The following is a 12520-nucleotide window of genomic DNA, read 5'->3' as shown; positions in this document are numbered from 1 at the left end:
GCATAGGCGCCGACGTCGAGCGCCAGTTCGCCGTCCTTGCTCAGCTTGCCGCCGCGCGGATAACTCCAGATGACGGTGGCGAGGCCGGCGTCGCGCGCTTCGGCCGACAGGATCGCGATCTGGTCCATCGCGTCGAAAATGCCGTCCGAGCCCGGATAGATGGTAAAGCCGATCGCCGAGCAGCCCAGCCGCACCGCGTCCTGCACGCTGCCCGTCACGGCCTGGGTGATCGAGGTGCCCCAGCTGTTCGAGCTGTTGATCTTCAGGATCGTCGGGATCTGGCCCGCGAAGGTGTCGGCTCCCGCCTCCAGCATGCCCAGCGGCGCGGCATAGGCCGACAGGCCGGCGTCGATCGCCAGCTGGAAATGATAATGCGGGTCATAAGCGGCCGGGTTCACCGCGAAGCTGCGCGCCGGGCCATGTTCGAAACCCTGGTCGACCGGCAGGATGATCAGCTTGCCGGTGCCGCCCAGCTTGCCCTGCATCAGGATGCGGGCCAGATTGGCCTTCACCGCGGCGGGCGTGCCTTCATATTTGTCGAGAATGGCCTTCACGATCGGGGTCATGCGAACTCTCCAAAGAAATTATCGGGCAAAAACGGGGGTCAGAGCATCAGCCAGCGGCGCAGCGCCTGATCGACCTGCTCCATCCGGGTGGGCGAAGCATGGCCGATGACTTTGACGATATGATTGCGCGGGATGGACAGGATCTTGTCGACCTGCACTTCGCACTCGACGGTCAGGCCGGTATGCTCGCGCGGGGAAAAGGCGACGCGGAACAGCGCCTCGCCGCCGACGACCGAGGTCATCGGACAGACGGTGATGGTGTTGTGCGTCTCGTTGTACAGGTCCGACTGGACGACCAGGAAGGGGCGGTGATCGCCCCCCTCACCCATCGTCGCCAGAACGATCGCGGCGTGCGAGATCGTCACGCGCCGGCCTCCTGCGCCAGCTTATTCCAGAAGGCGAAATCCTCGGGCGTGTCGCGCCTGGACGCGCGCGTCGACTGGCGTCGCGCCTCGCGGCGATAGGCTTCGTCGTGAAGATCGACATAGCGGCGAACCGCTTCGCGCGCGATGTCGCTCTTGCTGCGCCCCTGCGTGCGTGCGACGGCCGCCAGCCGCTCTTCCAGTTCGGTATCGAGGCGGACGCCGAGCATTGTCACTTCCTTCGTTTAACGCGTTTAACCTAGCAAGTCCGACAAGTCGGATCAAGCGATCTTGACGATCCCGGCTACTAGGATGATCCTGCTTTGGGGCATTAAGGGGGGTGCGGTATAAGATGGCTGACATGGATGGCGGCCGTGACGACGGCGGCAACCGCACTGGGCGCACCGGCGGCAGAGGGACGTTCGCCGAAGGTCGGCGAGATGGCGCCCGATTTCGATCTGACGCTGATCGACGGAACGCATGTCCGGCTGGCCGATCTGCGCGGGCAGGTGGTCGTGCTGAATTTCTGGGCGACGTGGTGCGGACCGTGCCGCACGGAGCTTCCCCTGCTCGATCATTATTACCGCGTTCAGGGAAAACACGGCCTGAAGGTGTTCGCGGTGGCGACCGAGGATTCGCTGCCCCTTTACCGGTTGAAACCGCTATTCGCCGCGATGGCCGTTCCGTCGGCGCGACGGATCAAGGGGCCTTATGCGACGCTGGGCGCGGTGCCGACCAACTATATCATCGATCGCGCCGGACGCGTCCGTTACGCCGATGCGGCGGCGTTCGATATCGACGATCTCAACCGGTTGCTCGTGCCGCTGCTAAAGGAAACCCCGCCGCCCGAGGCGACGGGGTCCTAATCTGTCATTCCCCCTTTGCAGGGGAGGACTGAGGTTACGCCATCAGCGCCGCGACGCCGGGCAGGTCCTGGCCTTCCATCCATTCCAGGAACGCGCCGCCCGCCGTCGAGACGAAGGTGAACTGCGTCCCCACCCCCGCCTGGTTGAGCGCGGCGACGGTATCGCCACCGCCCGCGACCGAAACAAGGCTGCCGTCCTGGGTCAGCGCTGCCGCCGTCTTGGCCAGCGCGACGGTCGCCATGTCGAAGGGCGGCGTCTCGAACGCGCCGAGCGGGCCGTTCCAGACCAGCGTGCGGCAGTTCTTGAGCACATCGCCCAGCGCCTCGACCGCATTGGGGCCGAGGTCCAGGATCATCTCGTCGGCGGCGACTTCGTGGACGTTGACGGTGCGCGTCTCGGGGTTTGGCTTGAACTCGCGGGCCACCACCACATCATAAGGCAGATGAACGGTGCAGCCCGCCTTGTCGGCAGCGTCGAGGATCTCCTCGGCGGTGCCGGTCAGGTCATGCTCGCACAGCGACTTGCCCACATCGACCCCGCGCGCGGCGAGGAAGGTGTTAGCCATGCCGCCGCCGATGATGAGGTGATCGACCTTGCCGACCAGATGCTTGAGGACCGCGAGCTTGGTCGAGACCTTGGCCCCGCCGACCACGGCCGCGACCGGATGCTCAGGCTTGCCCAGCGCCTTTTCCAGCGCGTCGAGTTCGGCCTCCATCGCGCGGCCCGCGAACGCCGGAAGCTGGCGCGCCAGCCCCTCGGTCGAGACATGGGCGCGATGCGCGGCCGAGAAGGCATCGTTGACGTAGAAGTCGCCGAGCTTGGCGATCGCCGCCGCCAGTTCGGGATCGTTCTTTTCCTCGCCGGCATGGAAGCGGGTATTTTCCAGGATCGCGATATCGCCGGGGTTCAGCGTCGCGACGGCGGCCTCCGCCGCCTCGCCCGCCACGTCGTCGATGAAGCGAACCGGACGGCCCAGCACGTCGCTGTACGGCTGGGTCAGCATCGCCAGCGAATAGTCCGGGTTCCGCTGCCCCTTCGGGCGGCCGAAATGGGCCAGGATCAGGACGATCGCGCCCTTGTCAGCCAGTTCGGTCACGGTCGTGATGGTCGCGCGCAGGCGGGTGTCGTCGGTGACGCGGCCATCGGCCATCGGCACGTTCAGATCCTCGCGGACCAGCACGCGCTTGCCCTGGACATCGCCCATATCGTCGAGCGTCTTGAAGGACTTGGTCATGATTCCTCGATCCTGATGTTATCGCCGATGCGGATCGTGCCGCCCTCGATCACGCGCGTGCAAACGCCGCCGCGCCAGTCGGGGGTCAGGGCCGCGCGCAATCCGTCGGCGATCGCGTCCATGCGGTGGCACGGATCGCATTCCATGGTGATTTGCAGAAGGACAGACCCGATACGCAGCCGGGTGCCTGGAATTTGGGGAAGGTCAAAATCCTCGACCAGCAGGTTCGCGCGGCGCTCCTGCCAGGGGATGTCGCGATCGATTGCGGCCAGCGCGGCGTTCCAGTCGGCCCGCTCGATCAGCGTCACCTGACGTCGTCCGCGGCCACCGGGCTTCACGCGCCCGCGACAATCGCCTTCGATACCGCCCTCCAGGGTGACGATGGCGGTGTCGATCACCGCCATCGGCCCCTTCGGCACGGCATGGCGGGCGATGCCGGCCAGACGCCCGGTCATCGCCCGCCCGTTCGTCATCAGAGGAACTTCGCCATCGCGGTCGCGGTGTCGACCATGCGGTTCGAGAAGCCCCATTCATTGTCGTACCAAGACACGACGCGCACCAGCTTGCCGTCGATCACCGCCGTCTCCAGGCTGTCGACGGTCGAGGACTGCGGCGAGTGCATCAGGTCGATCGAGACCAGCGGCTCGTCGGTATAGACCAGCACGCCCTTCAGCGCCTCGCTCTCCGACGCCGCCTTCAGGATCGCGTTGACCTCTTCCTTGGTCGTGTCGCGCGCGGGCGTGAAGGTCAGGTCGACCAGGCTGACGTCCGGGGTCGGCACGCGGATGGCCGAGCCGTCCAGCTTGCCCTTCAGTTCGGGCAGAACCTCGCCCACCGCGCGGGCAGCGCCGGTGGTGGTCGGGATCATCGACATGGCGGCAGCGCGAGCGCGGCGCAGATCGGGGTGGATCTGGTCGAGGATCTTCTGGTCGTTGGTATAGGCGTGGACCGTGGTCATCAGGCCGCGCTCGATGCCGATCGCGTCGTTCAGCACCTTGGCGACCGGCGCCAGGCAGTTGGTGGTGCACGAGGCGTTCGAGACAATGGTGTGGTCGGCGGTCAGCTTGTCATGGTTGACGCCGTAGACGACGGTCAGGTCGACATTCTTGCCCGGCGCCGAGATCAGCACCTTCTTCGCGCCCGCCGCGATGTGCTTTTCGCACGATGCCTTGTCGGTGAAGAAACCGGTGCACTCCAGGACCAGGTCGACGCCCAGTTCCTTGTGCGGCAGGTTCGCGGGATCACGCTCGGCGGTGACGCGGATGCGCTTGCCGTCGATCACGATGTCATTGCCCTCGGCGGCGACGTCGCCCGGATAGCGGCCATGGATGCTGTCGCGGCTGAACAGCCAGGCGTTCGACTTGGCGTCGGCGAGATCGTTGATCGCGACCAGTTCGAGGGCGCCCTCGCCACGCTCGAGGATTGCGCGCGCCACCAGACGACCGATGCGGCCGAAACCGTTGATTGCAACCTTGACCGTCATGCCAGCAAGCTCCTGTCTCATACGGGCCGTGCCTGGACGACACCGCCCCCGGGTTAAATGGACACCATTTCGGTGATTCCATCATTCGCGCCACGCCTTTCGGAGCCGGCGGGTTCGCTGTCAACCGCCAGCCTGCGCCGCATCGTCCAATTGCGGGTTGCCCCCGCAAGCCATCCTGTTAAGCCGGTGCCATGTCCGAACCCATTGCCGACGATGTCCTGTCCTCCGTCGAGCGTATCGACCGCGCGATCGCGCGCATCGAACAGACGATCCGTACCCGTGCCGCCAAGGAAGAGGCGCTGGCCCGCCGTCACGCCGCATTGAAGGCGCGCATGGCCGAAGCGGTCAGCGCGCTGGACGATGTCATCGCGCGGGGGAGTGCCGCCTGATGGCCGAGGTCACGATCATGGTCGGCGATCGCCCGCATACCGTCTATTGCCAGGATGGCGGCGAGGCGCGTGTGCGGATGCTGGGCCAGATGCTCGATCAGCGCTGGGCCGCTGCGCTGCGGGCCTCGGGCGGACATAATGGCGAGCGTGCGCTGCTGTTCGTCTCGCTGATGCTGGCCGATGCATTGGAGGAGGCGGAACGCCGTCCCCCGGCGGGCGCTGCGGTCAGCGAGGCGGCGCTGGCGCGTATCGCCGAGCGGCTGGAGGCGCTGGCCGATGCGCTGGGACCCGAAAATCGTGACCCACTCGGATAGGATCGAACCCTTGAGTCAGGCGTCACGCTCGCCTACATTGGCCCATGGCGGGCACTGCCCGGTACGAGCCACGATAATCCCTGAGGCTATTCTTCATCCAAGGGGGCTGTCCCTGCCCGGGCCCTGGCCCGACGCACATGGTCCCCACCTGACGTATTGGGCGTCAGTGGATATTACGGCACACGGCCATGGCGGTCCCGCCACCCGCCCCTTACCCGATCTGGCGTCATGATCGACAAACGCGCCCTTCGTGCCCGGATGCGGGCGGTGCGCGACGCGCATGGTCCCGGCATGATCCCGGTACCGCGACCCTTTCTGGACCGCCTGTTCCCACATCAGACCGTCGCGGCCTATCGTCCCATGGGGGCCGAGGCTGATCCGGCCCTGTGGGTCGAGGCGGTGCTGCATGCGGGCGCGACGATCGCCCTGCCCCATGTCACCGACCGCGCCAGCCCCTTGCGCTTTCTGACATGGGCGCGCGGGGAGGATTTGACTGTCGGCGCCTTCGGACTGCACCAGCCCTCGCCCGACGCCCCGGAATGTCGCCCCGACATCATCCTGACGCCGCTGGTGGGCTTCGACCGGCGCGGTAATCGGCTGGGACAGGGCGCGGGGCATTACGACCGCGCCTTCGCCGCCAACCCCGATGCCTGGCGCGTCGGCATCGCCTGGAGCGTGCAGGAGGTCGAGGCGATGGTGCCGGACAGCTGGGACATGCCGCTGCACGCCATCGCCACCGAATCGGAATGGATCGTCCCATGACCCCCAGTTGGCGCAAACCCGCCGGAATGCTGCTGATCGTCGCGATCATCATCGCCTGGGCCGCGCTCGTCGCCAGCCTGTCGGGCGTGGTCGGGGGGTGGCATTGGGTGTTGCAGCTGGTTTTCTATGTCGTCGCCGGGATCGTCTGGATCACGCCGATGAAGCCGTTGCTGCGCTGGATGGAGGGCGGGCGGCGCTGAGGCGGGCGTGTCCGCATGGCCTTCGACTGCGCTCAGGCTGAACGGGGTTTGGTGAGACTATCCCGCCCCAGCCCAAATCGACGCTTCCACACATCCTCCGCACCGTTCGCACTGAGCGAAGTCGAAGTGCACGTCCGACCCCCGCCAAGAAGCGATTGCGGCCCTCAGCGAGCCTTTACGACGCGTTGTAGCGTGGCCTTCGACTGCGCTCAGGCTGAACGGATGTCGGGAATTTTTGAGGTCGGTTTTTTGAGACCGTCGACGCAGCCATGCTGTCGCGCTTCCAAACCGACAATATCCCAGCTGAAGACGAAAACGCCATCCCGAAGGATGGCGCGAGTGACGGGGCTCGAACCCGCGACCTCCGGCGTGACAGGCCGGCGCTCTAACCAACTGAGCTACACCCGCTTGAAAGCCATGTGACGCCAACCCATGTCGGCATCGGCCCCGAGAGGGGATTTCGATATTTTCAGCCATTCCCGTGAGGAAATGGCGCGAGTGACGGGGCTCGAACCCGCGACCTCCGGCGTGACAGGCCGGCGCTCTAACCAACTGAGCTACACCCGCTGAAAGCGTCGAGGCGCGCCAACTAGGCGAGGGTTCCGGGCCTGTCAACGCATCTTTTCAACTTTCTTGCGGAACGTCATCCGGGTCGCTGTCGCGTTCGAGATGGGTGAGCGTTCCATGCTCGAACAGGAAGCCCGCGATGTCGGGCTTTCCAGCGGCCTTCAGGACGGTCTGGAGGATGATCAGCAGCGGCACGGCCAGCAGCGCGCCGACCGTTCCCCACACCCATCCCCAGAAGCTCAGCGAGATCAGGATGAGGACCGGGCTGATGGTCAGGCGGTGCCCGACGATCAGCGGGGTGATCAAATTCGCCTCGACCAAGTGCATGCCGTACATGATCGCGGGCGGCGCCAGCGCGACCCAGATGTCGTTGAACGTCATCAGCCCGCCGACCGCGAGGAGCAGCGCACCGATGACCGGCCCGAAATAGGGGATATAGTTCAACAGGGCGACGATACCGCCCCACATCAAGGGATAGGGCATGCCGAACAGCGACAGGGCGCCCGCGACCGCGCCGCCCAGCGCCAGGTTGATGATGGTGATGGTGCCCAGATAGGCAGAGACGTCGTCCACGACCTCCTGGATCACCCGCGCGGTCGCCATGGCCCCGTCGAAGCTGGTGCGGCCGCGGATCGTGTCCTTGCGCATCCGCGTCCAGCCTGACAGCACGAAGAAGACCACCAGGACCCCGAACAGGAACTGGACGATCAATCCCGGCGCCGATGTCGCGGCCAGTTCCAGGATCGAGCTGGGCGGCGATACGGCGGCCGTCTGCGGCTGGCGGACGGGGGTGCTGGCCACCTGGCGCAGCGCCTTGTTCACATAGCGTTCGAGGTTGGAATACAGGTCGAGCAGCGGCGCCAGATTGTCCTGGATGCGCCCGATCCGGCTGGGGAGCAGGCGGAAGAAGTCCGTCGCCGGCACGATGATCGCCGCCAGCGCGATGTTGGCGACGATCAGGAACAGCAGCACGCACATCAACGCCGCCAATGGCGAAGGCACGCGCCGCCGTTCCAGCCATTCGAGGATCGGCACCAGCGCGATGGCGATGACGAGCGCGGTCGTCAGCGGCAGGAAGAATTCGGCCCCCGCCCGAAGCGCGAAGGGCAAGGCCAGGACGAAGCCCGCGCCGGCGGTCAGCGTCAACCCGGCGAGCAGCCGATCACGACGCATCGCGATCCGTACCGCATCGCGTTGCCCCATTCCGACCGGCATCCCCAGGATGGAGTCGCCCGTCACACCGGTCCTGCCGGCCATGTCGTCCTGCACGTCGTTCATGATCGTCACGTTAGCGGCTTTCCCCTGACTGGGAAGCCGCTAACATGCGTGTTTCATGACGAATATGTCATGTTGCCGAACCGGTGCGACGCCAAGTGGTTTGCCAGCGCCCCGCGACCCTGCGCGCGCCGCGCGTCGGGCGCGGCCGAGATCGGCCCTACCAGGCGCGGGGGATGCCCCCGGTCCGCTCGGCCACCGCATTCTCGATCGACTGGAGCTGTTGGCGGTTCAGCACCCCCGCATCCATCAGATGCCGCATCAATTCGTCCGTCAGCGCAGCCAGGAAATGCAACTCCGCGCGCTCCGATGCGCCGTCTTCGTTCAGAACGTCCATCGCCAACTCCCGATTGATCGTCGTCAGTGTAGCGCTCCGACAAATCCGGCGATAGCCGTTTCCGATTCCGGCGGCGGGCTTGACGTTGACGTAAACTGCACCCATCACGCCGGGATGGATAACGCTTCGCCTTCCGTGCCGTCCCCCGATCGGCTGGTCCAGGGTCTGGTCGACCTGCTCGATGTCGAGGAGATCGACACCGATCTGTTTCGCGGCGCCCGCCGCCCCGGCGGCCAGGGCCGGGTCTTTGGTGGACAGGTGATCGCCCAGGCGCTCCAGGCCGCCCAGCGTTCGACCGAGGCGCCACGCGCCGCCCATTCGCTCCACGCCTATTTCATGCGGCCGGGCGACGAGCGCTTCCCCATCATCTACCGGGTCGAGCGGGATTTCGAGGGGCGCAGCTTCGCGACGCGGCGGGTGATCGCGATGCAGAAGGGCAAGCCGATCCTCAACATGGCCTGCTCGTTCCAGACGCCCGAGGACGGCATGCACCATCAGGATGCGATGCCCGACGTGCCGCGCCCCGACGGCTTGCCCAGCGAGCGCGAGTTGCTCGTCACGCTGGGTGACCAGATTCCGGCGGCCATCCGCGCCTTTTTGAGCAGCGTCCGCCCGATCGAGCTGCGGCCGATCCATCCCCGCCAGGTGATGGCGCCCGCGCCGGGCGAACCCAATCAGGCGATCTGGTTCCGGCTGGTCGCACCCATCGGCGACGACCCCACGCTGCACCGCGCGATCCTGGCCTATGCCAGCGATTTCCTTCTGCTGGGCACCTCCACCCTGCCCCACGGGGTCAGCTGGCTGACCCATGACATGCAGACGGCGAGCCTGGACCATGCGCTGTGGCTGCACGAGCCGTTCCGCGCCGACGAATGGCTGCTTTACGTGACCGATAGTCCCTGGGCCGGCCATGCGCGCGGGTTCAATCGGGGGCGGATCTTCACCGCCGACGGCCGACTGGTGGCGAGCGTGGCGCAGGAGGGGCTGATCCGTCTGCGCGAACCCCGCGGCTGACGGCCTATCCGCGCCGCAGCATGCGCCGTGCCGCCTGCGTCGCGTTGCGGGTGTCCTCAGCGAGTTTCTTGACCTCGGCCGCGACGATGCCGAATCCGCGTCCGGCGGGGCCCGCGCGCGCCGCCTCGATCCCGGCGTTCAGCGCCAGCATGTTGGTCTGTTCCGCGATCGTGGTGATGCTGTCGACGATCCCCTCCATGTCGCGCAGCATGACCTCCAAATTGGTTTGGCGCTCCTCCGCCATCCGGCGGAACTGTTCCGCCTGACGCAACTGTTCGGCGGCCTGCGCCTCCAGCAACACCCGGTCGGTCAGGTCGCTGGCGAACTTCACCACCTTGTAGGGGACGCCGTCGGCGTTCAGGATCGGGGTGTAGGTCGCCTGCAGCCAAACCGGCGTGCCATCGGAGCGACGCCGTTCGAAACGCCCCGCGATGAACTTGCCTTCCGCCAGATCGGCCCAGAGCTTGGCATATTCGGCGGTCCGCACATAGTCGGCGTCGCAGAAGCGGCGATGATGACCGCCGATCGCCTCCCCCCGGCTGTACCCCATTACCGACAGGAACAGGTCGTTGGCGGCCAGGACATGCCCCTTCAGGTCGAATTCGACCACCGCCTGTGACTTGTCGATCGCCGCCAGCTTGCCATGCGCTTCGCCGTCCGCGCGAAGACGCTCGGTCACGTCGCTGCCGACCTTCAGGATCATATCGACATTGCCGTTGGCGTCGAGGATCGGGGTATAGCTGGCCTCCAGCCATACCGAGCGACCGTTGCGGCCGATGCGGCGATAGGTGCCGCTGTGGAACTGCCCCTGCCCCAGGGACCGCCAGAAGCGCTCATAATCCGGCGCCGCCATGATATTGGACGGGCAGAGCAGGCGGTGGGACTGCCCGATCACCTGTTCGACGCGGTAGCCGAACGCCCGGGAGAAATTCTCGTTCGCCCACAGCACGCGCTTCTCTCGATCGAACACCGCCACCAGATGTGCCTGGTTGATCGACTGGAACAGGGGATCGTTCCTCTGCCAGATTTGGTCGTGCAGGGTGTCGTGCAGGGCGGCTATCATAGGCTTATTGTGGCCAAAATGGTCTAACCAAATGCTAACGATCCGACGAAAATGGTCGATTGTTCGATGCCGGATGATGCCAAGGCCCCATACCCGATCGACGGCGCAATCCTTTGCCGAGCATCCACCCGAGGCGATGACCGCAAATATCCCGGTGACCGGGCATACTTTTTCTTCTAAGGTCATCGGCTTGACCAAAAAGGATTAGCGGACATGGCGGCGATGCCCGTCGCAGAGGGGCAGAATACCGAACGCTATCGCCAGAAGCGCGACGCGATACTCGCGGCAGCGGCGGATGCAATCAACGAGCAATCGGCCAAGGGTATGACCTTTGCCGACGTCGCGCGCCGGGTCGGGTTGAACACCACCAGCGTCACCTATTACTTCAAGCGCAAGGAGGATCTGGCCGCCGCCGCGTTCGAGAACACGCTCGACCGCCTCCTCGACATGCTGGATATCGCCGGCCGCGAGCCGACGCCGCAGGCGCGGATCGCCCGCTATATCGCCATCAACATGGACCGGCTGGCACGGATCGAGCGGGGCGAGGAAACCGCCTTCGCCGTCCTGTCCGACCTGCGTGCGACCGAGGAGCCGATTCGCGGGCGATTGATGGCTGGATGGCAGAAGGTGTTTCGCACCACCCGCGCCCTGTGGGGTCCCGCCGCCAGCCGCGCGCATCAGGACCTGTATGGCGCACGCGCGCACGTCCTGCTGGAAAACACCTTCTGGTTGCCGATCTGGCTCCGGCGTTACGAGCCCGATCAATATCACCGGGTCGAGGAACGGTTGCTCGACGTGCTGACCCACGGCATCGCCGCCAGGGACTCGCGCTGGGCGCCCGCGCTCCTCCCGCTGGGTGAGCAGGACGGGTCGGGGCGCGAGGCGGAGCCGGGGCGTGAGGCCTTCCTGCTGGCGGCGACGCGGCTGATCAACCAGCTCGGCTATCGCGGCGCGAGCGTGCAGCGCATCGCCTCCGAGCTGAACGTCACCAAGGGCAGCTTCTACCACCATCTCGATGCCAAGGACGATCTGGTCCTCACCTGCTATCGCCGCAGCTTCGATACGATCACGGCGGCGCAACAGCTGGCCGATGCCGCAGGGGGCAGCCACTGGCATCGCCTGTCGAGCGCGATCGCGACCCTGCTCGACATCCAGTTCGCCGAGCGCGGACCGCTGCTGCGCACCAGTGCGCTGTCCAGCCTGCCCGCCGATGCCCGGCGCGCGATGGTCGACCGCTCCGACCGGATCGCGCGGCGCTATGCGGGGACGATCATGGACGGGGTGGCGGAAGGATCGATGCGCCCCGTCGACGCGCTGATCGCCGCGCAGACGCTGATGGCGCTTCAGAATGCCGCCTTCGACATGCGCAAATGGGCCGCCACCATGGACCGGGGACGCGCGATCGCGCTCTATGCCTCGACCATCCTCTATGGCCTGTTCGACGACCGGTTGCTGGCGGACTGACGCCCCCTACAAATTGCGACAATTGCGGGGGCGCGACGACATGATCGGGGGACAGGCGGCGGGCATAGACGTCATCATCGGAAGGGATCGGCCCTTCCCCGACCCAAGGACCCGCCCACCATGCGAAAGACCCTGATCGGCCTTTCCCTCGGCCTGATGATCACCGCGACCGCCGCCCAGGCGCAGACCGGCACGCCCAACGCCAACCCGATGCGCCATGGCCTGATGGGCGTGCAGCCCGATGCCCAGGGGAATATCGACCGCACCGCCGCGCTGGCCGCCGCCGACCGCCGCTTCGCCGCGATGGACGCCAATCACGACGGCACCGTCACGCCCGAGGAAATGCGCGCCTATCGCGGCCAGAAGCGTGCCGAACGCGCGCAGCGTCGGGGTGACCGCCCCGGCCGCCGCGCGCCGCAGCCGATGACCGCCGAGGCCTTCCGCGCGCGGGCGGCAGCGATGTTCGACCGGCTCGACACCAATCGCGACGGCAAGATCGACGCGCAGGAACGCGCCGCCGCGCCGCACGGGCGCTGGGGCCGTCATGGCGGTGCGGGCCAGTCGGCCCCGGCCACGCAGCCCATGCGCGACGGCGACTGATCGTCGGCGGGGCGGTGCCGGACG

General features: G+C 66.5%; 17 protein-coding genes, 2 tRNA genes and 1 other RNA gene. 9 read left to right on the top strand and 11 right to left on the bottom strand.

Annotation, left to right across the window (positions count from 1 at the left end; translation table 11 throughout):
- The 3 genes from ACQKJZ_RS05055 to ACQKJZ_RS05045 form a co-directional block, all read right to left on the bottom strand.
- Nucleotides 1-566, bottom strand: a 566-nt coding sequence (locus tag ACQKJZ_RS05055; RefSeq protein WP_427730210.1) for a class I fructose-bisphosphate aldolase, incomplete at its 3' end; no start/stop codon positions are given.
- Nucleotides 567-604: 38 nt separating this feature from the next.
- A complete protein-coding gene (locus ACQKJZ_RS05050; RefSeq protein WP_312487482.1) occupies nucleotides 605-931 on the bottom strand; it encodes a type II toxin-antitoxin system PemK/MazF family toxin in 327 nt (108 codons plus the stop codon).
- On the bottom strand, nucleotides 928-1158 hold the full coding sequence (locus tag ACQKJZ_RS05045; RefSeq protein WP_427730209.1) for a ribbon-helix-helix protein, CopG family: 231 nt from the start codon (nucleotides 1156-1158) through the stop codon (nucleotides 928-930). Before ACQKJZ_RS05045 ends, ACQKJZ_RS05050 begins: the two co-directional genes overlap by 4 nt.
- A gap of 135 nt (nucleotides 1159-1293) precedes the next feature.
- Between ACQKJZ_RS05045 and ACQKJZ_RS05040 the strand changes: the two genes are divergently transcribed.
- Nucleotides 1294-1794, top strand: coding sequence for a TlpA family protein disulfide reductase (locus ACQKJZ_RS05040; protein ID WP_427730208.1), 501 nt, complete (start codon nucleotides 1294-1296; stop codon nucleotides 1792-1794).
- A gap of 34 nt (nucleotides 1795-1828) precedes the next feature.
- Here ACQKJZ_RS05040 and ACQKJZ_RS05035 read toward each other — a convergent pair whose 3' ends face one another.
- From ACQKJZ_RS05035 to gap, 3 genes are read right to left on the bottom strand one after another with little or no spacing between them, the layout of a single operon-like run.
- Nucleotides 1829-3028 carry a phosphoglycerate kinase gene (locus ACQKJZ_RS05035; RefSeq protein WP_427730207.1) on the bottom strand — a complete coding sequence of 400 codons (1200 nt, stop codon included), beginning with the start codon at nucleotides 3026-3028 and terminating at the stop codon, nucleotides 1829-1831.
- Nucleotides 3025-3483, bottom strand: a complete 459-nt coding sequence (locus ACQKJZ_RS05030; protein ID WP_427730206.1) for an MOSC domain-containing protein — start codon at nucleotides 3481-3483, stop codon at nucleotides 3025-3027. Before ACQKJZ_RS05030 ends, ACQKJZ_RS05035 begins: the two co-directional genes overlap by 4 nt.
- A gap of 17 nt (nucleotides 3484-3500) precedes the next feature.
- Entirely contained in the window at nucleotides 3501-4511 is a 1011-nt protein-coding gene (gap, locus tag ACQKJZ_RS05025) for a type I glyceraldehyde-3-phosphate dehydrogenase (RefSeq protein ID WP_312487489.1), read from the bottom strand.
- Between the two features lie 191 nt (nucleotides 4512-4702).
- Here gap and ACQKJZ_RS05020 point away from each other — a divergent pair, with 191 nt between their 5' ends.
- The 5 genes from ACQKJZ_RS05020 to ACQKJZ_RS05000 all read left to right on the top strand — a co-directional run bounded on the left by ACQKJZ_RS05020 (nucleotide 4703) and on the right by ACQKJZ_RS05000 (nucleotide 6176).
- Nucleotides 4703-4900, top strand: a complete 198-nt coding sequence (locus tag ACQKJZ_RS05020) for a hypothetical protein (protein ID WP_312487490.1) — start codon at nucleotides 4703-4705, stop codon at nucleotides 4898-4900.
- A complete protein-coding gene (locus ACQKJZ_RS05015) occupies nucleotides 4900-5214 on the top strand; it encodes a cell division protein ZapA (RefSeq protein ID WP_427730205.1) in 315 nt (104 codons plus the stop codon). Before ACQKJZ_RS05020 ends, ACQKJZ_RS05015 begins: the two co-directional genes overlap by 1 nt.
- 48 nt (nucleotides 5215-5262) lie before the next feature.
- A non-coding RNA gene (gene ssrS / locus ACQKJZ_RS05010) (6S RNA) lies at nucleotides 5263-5416 on the top strand.
- A 26-nt stretch (nucleotides 5417-5442) separates the two neighbouring features.
- On the top strand, nucleotides 5443-5976 hold the full coding sequence (locus tag ACQKJZ_RS05005) for a 5-formyltetrahydrofolate cyclo-ligase (protein WP_427730204.1): 534 nt from the start codon (nucleotides 5443-5445) through the stop codon (nucleotides 5974-5976).
- Entirely contained in the window at nucleotides 5973-6176 is a 204-nt protein-coding gene (locus tag ACQKJZ_RS05000; protein WP_427730203.1) for a DUF2842 domain-containing protein, read from the top strand. Before ACQKJZ_RS05005 ends, ACQKJZ_RS05000 begins: the two co-directional genes overlap by 4 nt.
- Nucleotides 6177-6507: 331 nt before the next feature.
- On the opposite strand, the gene ACQKJZ_RS04995 is transcribed toward ACQKJZ_RS05000, so the two are convergent.
- From ACQKJZ_RS04995 to ACQKJZ_RS04980, 4 genes are all read right to left on the bottom strand, one after another.
- Nucleotides 6508-6584: transfer RNA gene (locus ACQKJZ_RS04995), tRNA-Asp, on the bottom strand.
- Nucleotides 6585-6666: 82 nt separating this feature from the next.
- A tRNA-Asp gene (locus tag ACQKJZ_RS04990) sits at nucleotides 6667-6743 on the bottom strand.
- A gap of 57 nt (nucleotides 6744-6800) precedes the next feature.
- Entirely contained in the window at nucleotides 6801-7958 is a 1158-nt protein-coding gene (locus tag ACQKJZ_RS04985; RefSeq protein ID WP_427730211.1) for an AI-2E family transporter, read from the bottom strand.
- Between the two features lie 220 nt (nucleotides 7959-8178).
- Nucleotides 8179-8355 carry a hypothetical protein gene (locus ACQKJZ_RS04980; RefSeq protein WP_427730202.1) on the bottom strand — a complete coding sequence of 59 codons (177 nt, stop codon included), beginning with the start codon at nucleotides 8353-8355 and terminating at the stop codon, nucleotides 8179-8181.
- A gap of 114 nt (nucleotides 8356-8469) precedes the next feature.
- Here ACQKJZ_RS04980 and ACQKJZ_RS04975 point away from each other — a divergent pair, with 114 nt between their 5' ends.
- Complete coding sequence (locus ACQKJZ_RS04975) at nucleotides 8470-9369, top strand: acyl-CoA thioesterase (protein ID WP_427730201.1); 900 nt, start codon at nucleotides 8470-8472, stop codon at nucleotides 9367-9369.
- A 4-nt stretch (nucleotides 9370-9373) separates the two neighbouring features.
- On the opposite strand, the gene ACQKJZ_RS04970 is transcribed toward ACQKJZ_RS04975, so the two are convergent.
- Nucleotides 9374-10432 carry a methyl-accepting chemotaxis protein gene (locus tag ACQKJZ_RS04970; protein WP_427730200.1) on the bottom strand — a complete coding sequence of 353 codons (1059 nt, stop codon included), beginning with the start codon at nucleotides 10430-10432 and terminating at the stop codon, nucleotides 9374-9376.
- 213 nt (nucleotides 10433-10645) lie between these two features.
- On the opposite strand from ACQKJZ_RS04970, the gene ACQKJZ_RS04965 reads away from it, so the two are divergent.
- A complete protein-coding gene (locus tag ACQKJZ_RS04965; protein ID WP_427730199.1) occupies nucleotides 10646-11896 on the top strand; it encodes a TetR/AcrR family transcriptional regulator in 1251 nt (416 codons plus the stop codon).
- Between the two features lie 120 nt (nucleotides 11897-12016).
- Nucleotides 12017-12496 (top strand): hypothetical protein, encoded by a 480-nt coding sequence (locus tag ACQKJZ_RS04960; protein WP_427730198.1) that lies wholly within the window; start codon nucleotides 12017-12019, stop codon nucleotides 12494-12496.
- Nucleotides 12497-12520 lie beyond the last annotated feature (24 nt).

The sequence above is a fragment of the Sphingomonas sp. NPDC019816 genome, from assembly GCF_050274375.1.
Lineage (GTDB): Bacteria > Pseudomonadota > Alphaproteobacteria > Sphingomonadales > Sphingomonadaceae > Sphingomonas.
The sequence above is the reverse complement of the archived record's forward strand: the minus strand, read 5'-3'. Positions and strand labels throughout refer to the sequence as shown.

Coding starts and splice junctions, on each gene's coding strand:
- ACQKJZ_RS05045 (WP_427730209.1), bottom strand. CDS start 1,158: ATGCTCGGCGTCCGCCTCGATACCGAACTGGAAGAGCGGCTGGCGGCC.
- ACQKJZ_RS05040 (WP_427730208.1), top strand. CDS start 1,294: ATGGCGGCCGTGACGACGGCGGCAACCGCACTGGGCGCACCGGCGGCA.
- ACQKJZ_RS05035 (WP_427730207.1), bottom strand. CDS start 3,028: ATGACCAAGTCCTTCAAGACGCTCGACGATATGGGCGATGTCCAGGGC.
- ACQKJZ_RS05030 (WP_427730206.1), bottom strand. CDS start 3,483: ATGACCGGGCGTCTGGCCGGCATCGCCCGCCATGCCGTGCCGAAGGGG.
- gap (WP_312487489.1), bottom strand. CDS start 4,511: ATGACGGTCAAGGTTGCAATCAACGGTTTCGGCCGCATCGGTCGTCTG.
- ACQKJZ_RS05020 (WP_312487490.1), top strand. CDS start 4,703: ATGTCCGAACCCATTGCCGACGATGTCCTGTCCTCCGTCGAGCGTATC.
- ACQKJZ_RS05015 (WP_427730205.1), top strand. CDS start 4,900: ATGGCCGAGGTCACGATCATGGTCGGCGATCGCCCGCATACCGTCTAT.
- ACQKJZ_RS05005 (WP_427730204.1), top strand. CDS start 5,443: ATGATCGACAAACGCGCCCTTCGTGCCCGGATGCGGGCGGTGCGCGAC.
- ACQKJZ_RS05000 (WP_427730203.1), top strand. CDS start 5,973: ATGACCCCCAGTTGGCGCAAACCCGCCGGAATGCTGCTGATCGTCGCG.
- ACQKJZ_RS04985 (WP_427730211.1), bottom strand. CDS start 7,958: ATGCCGGTCGGAATGGGGCAACGCGATGCGGTACGGATCGCGATGCGT.
- ACQKJZ_RS04980 (WP_427730202.1), bottom strand. CDS start 8,355: ATGGACGTTCTGAACGAAGACGGCGCATCGGAGCGCGCGGAGTTGCAT.
- ACQKJZ_RS04975 (WP_427730201.1), top strand. CDS start 8,470: ATGGATAACGCTTCGCCTTCCGTGCCGTCCCCCGATCGGCTGGTCCAG.
- ACQKJZ_RS04970 (WP_427730200.1), bottom strand. CDS start 10,432: ATGATAGCCGCCCTGCACGACACCCTGCACGACCAAATCTGGCAGAGG.
- ACQKJZ_RS04965 (WP_427730199.1), top strand. CDS start 10,646: ATGGCGGCGATGCCCGTCGCAGAGGGGCAGAATACCGAACGCTATCGC.
- ACQKJZ_RS04960 (WP_427730198.1), top strand. CDS start 12,017: ATGCGAAAGACCCTGATCGGCCTTTCCCTCGGCCTGATGATCACCGCG.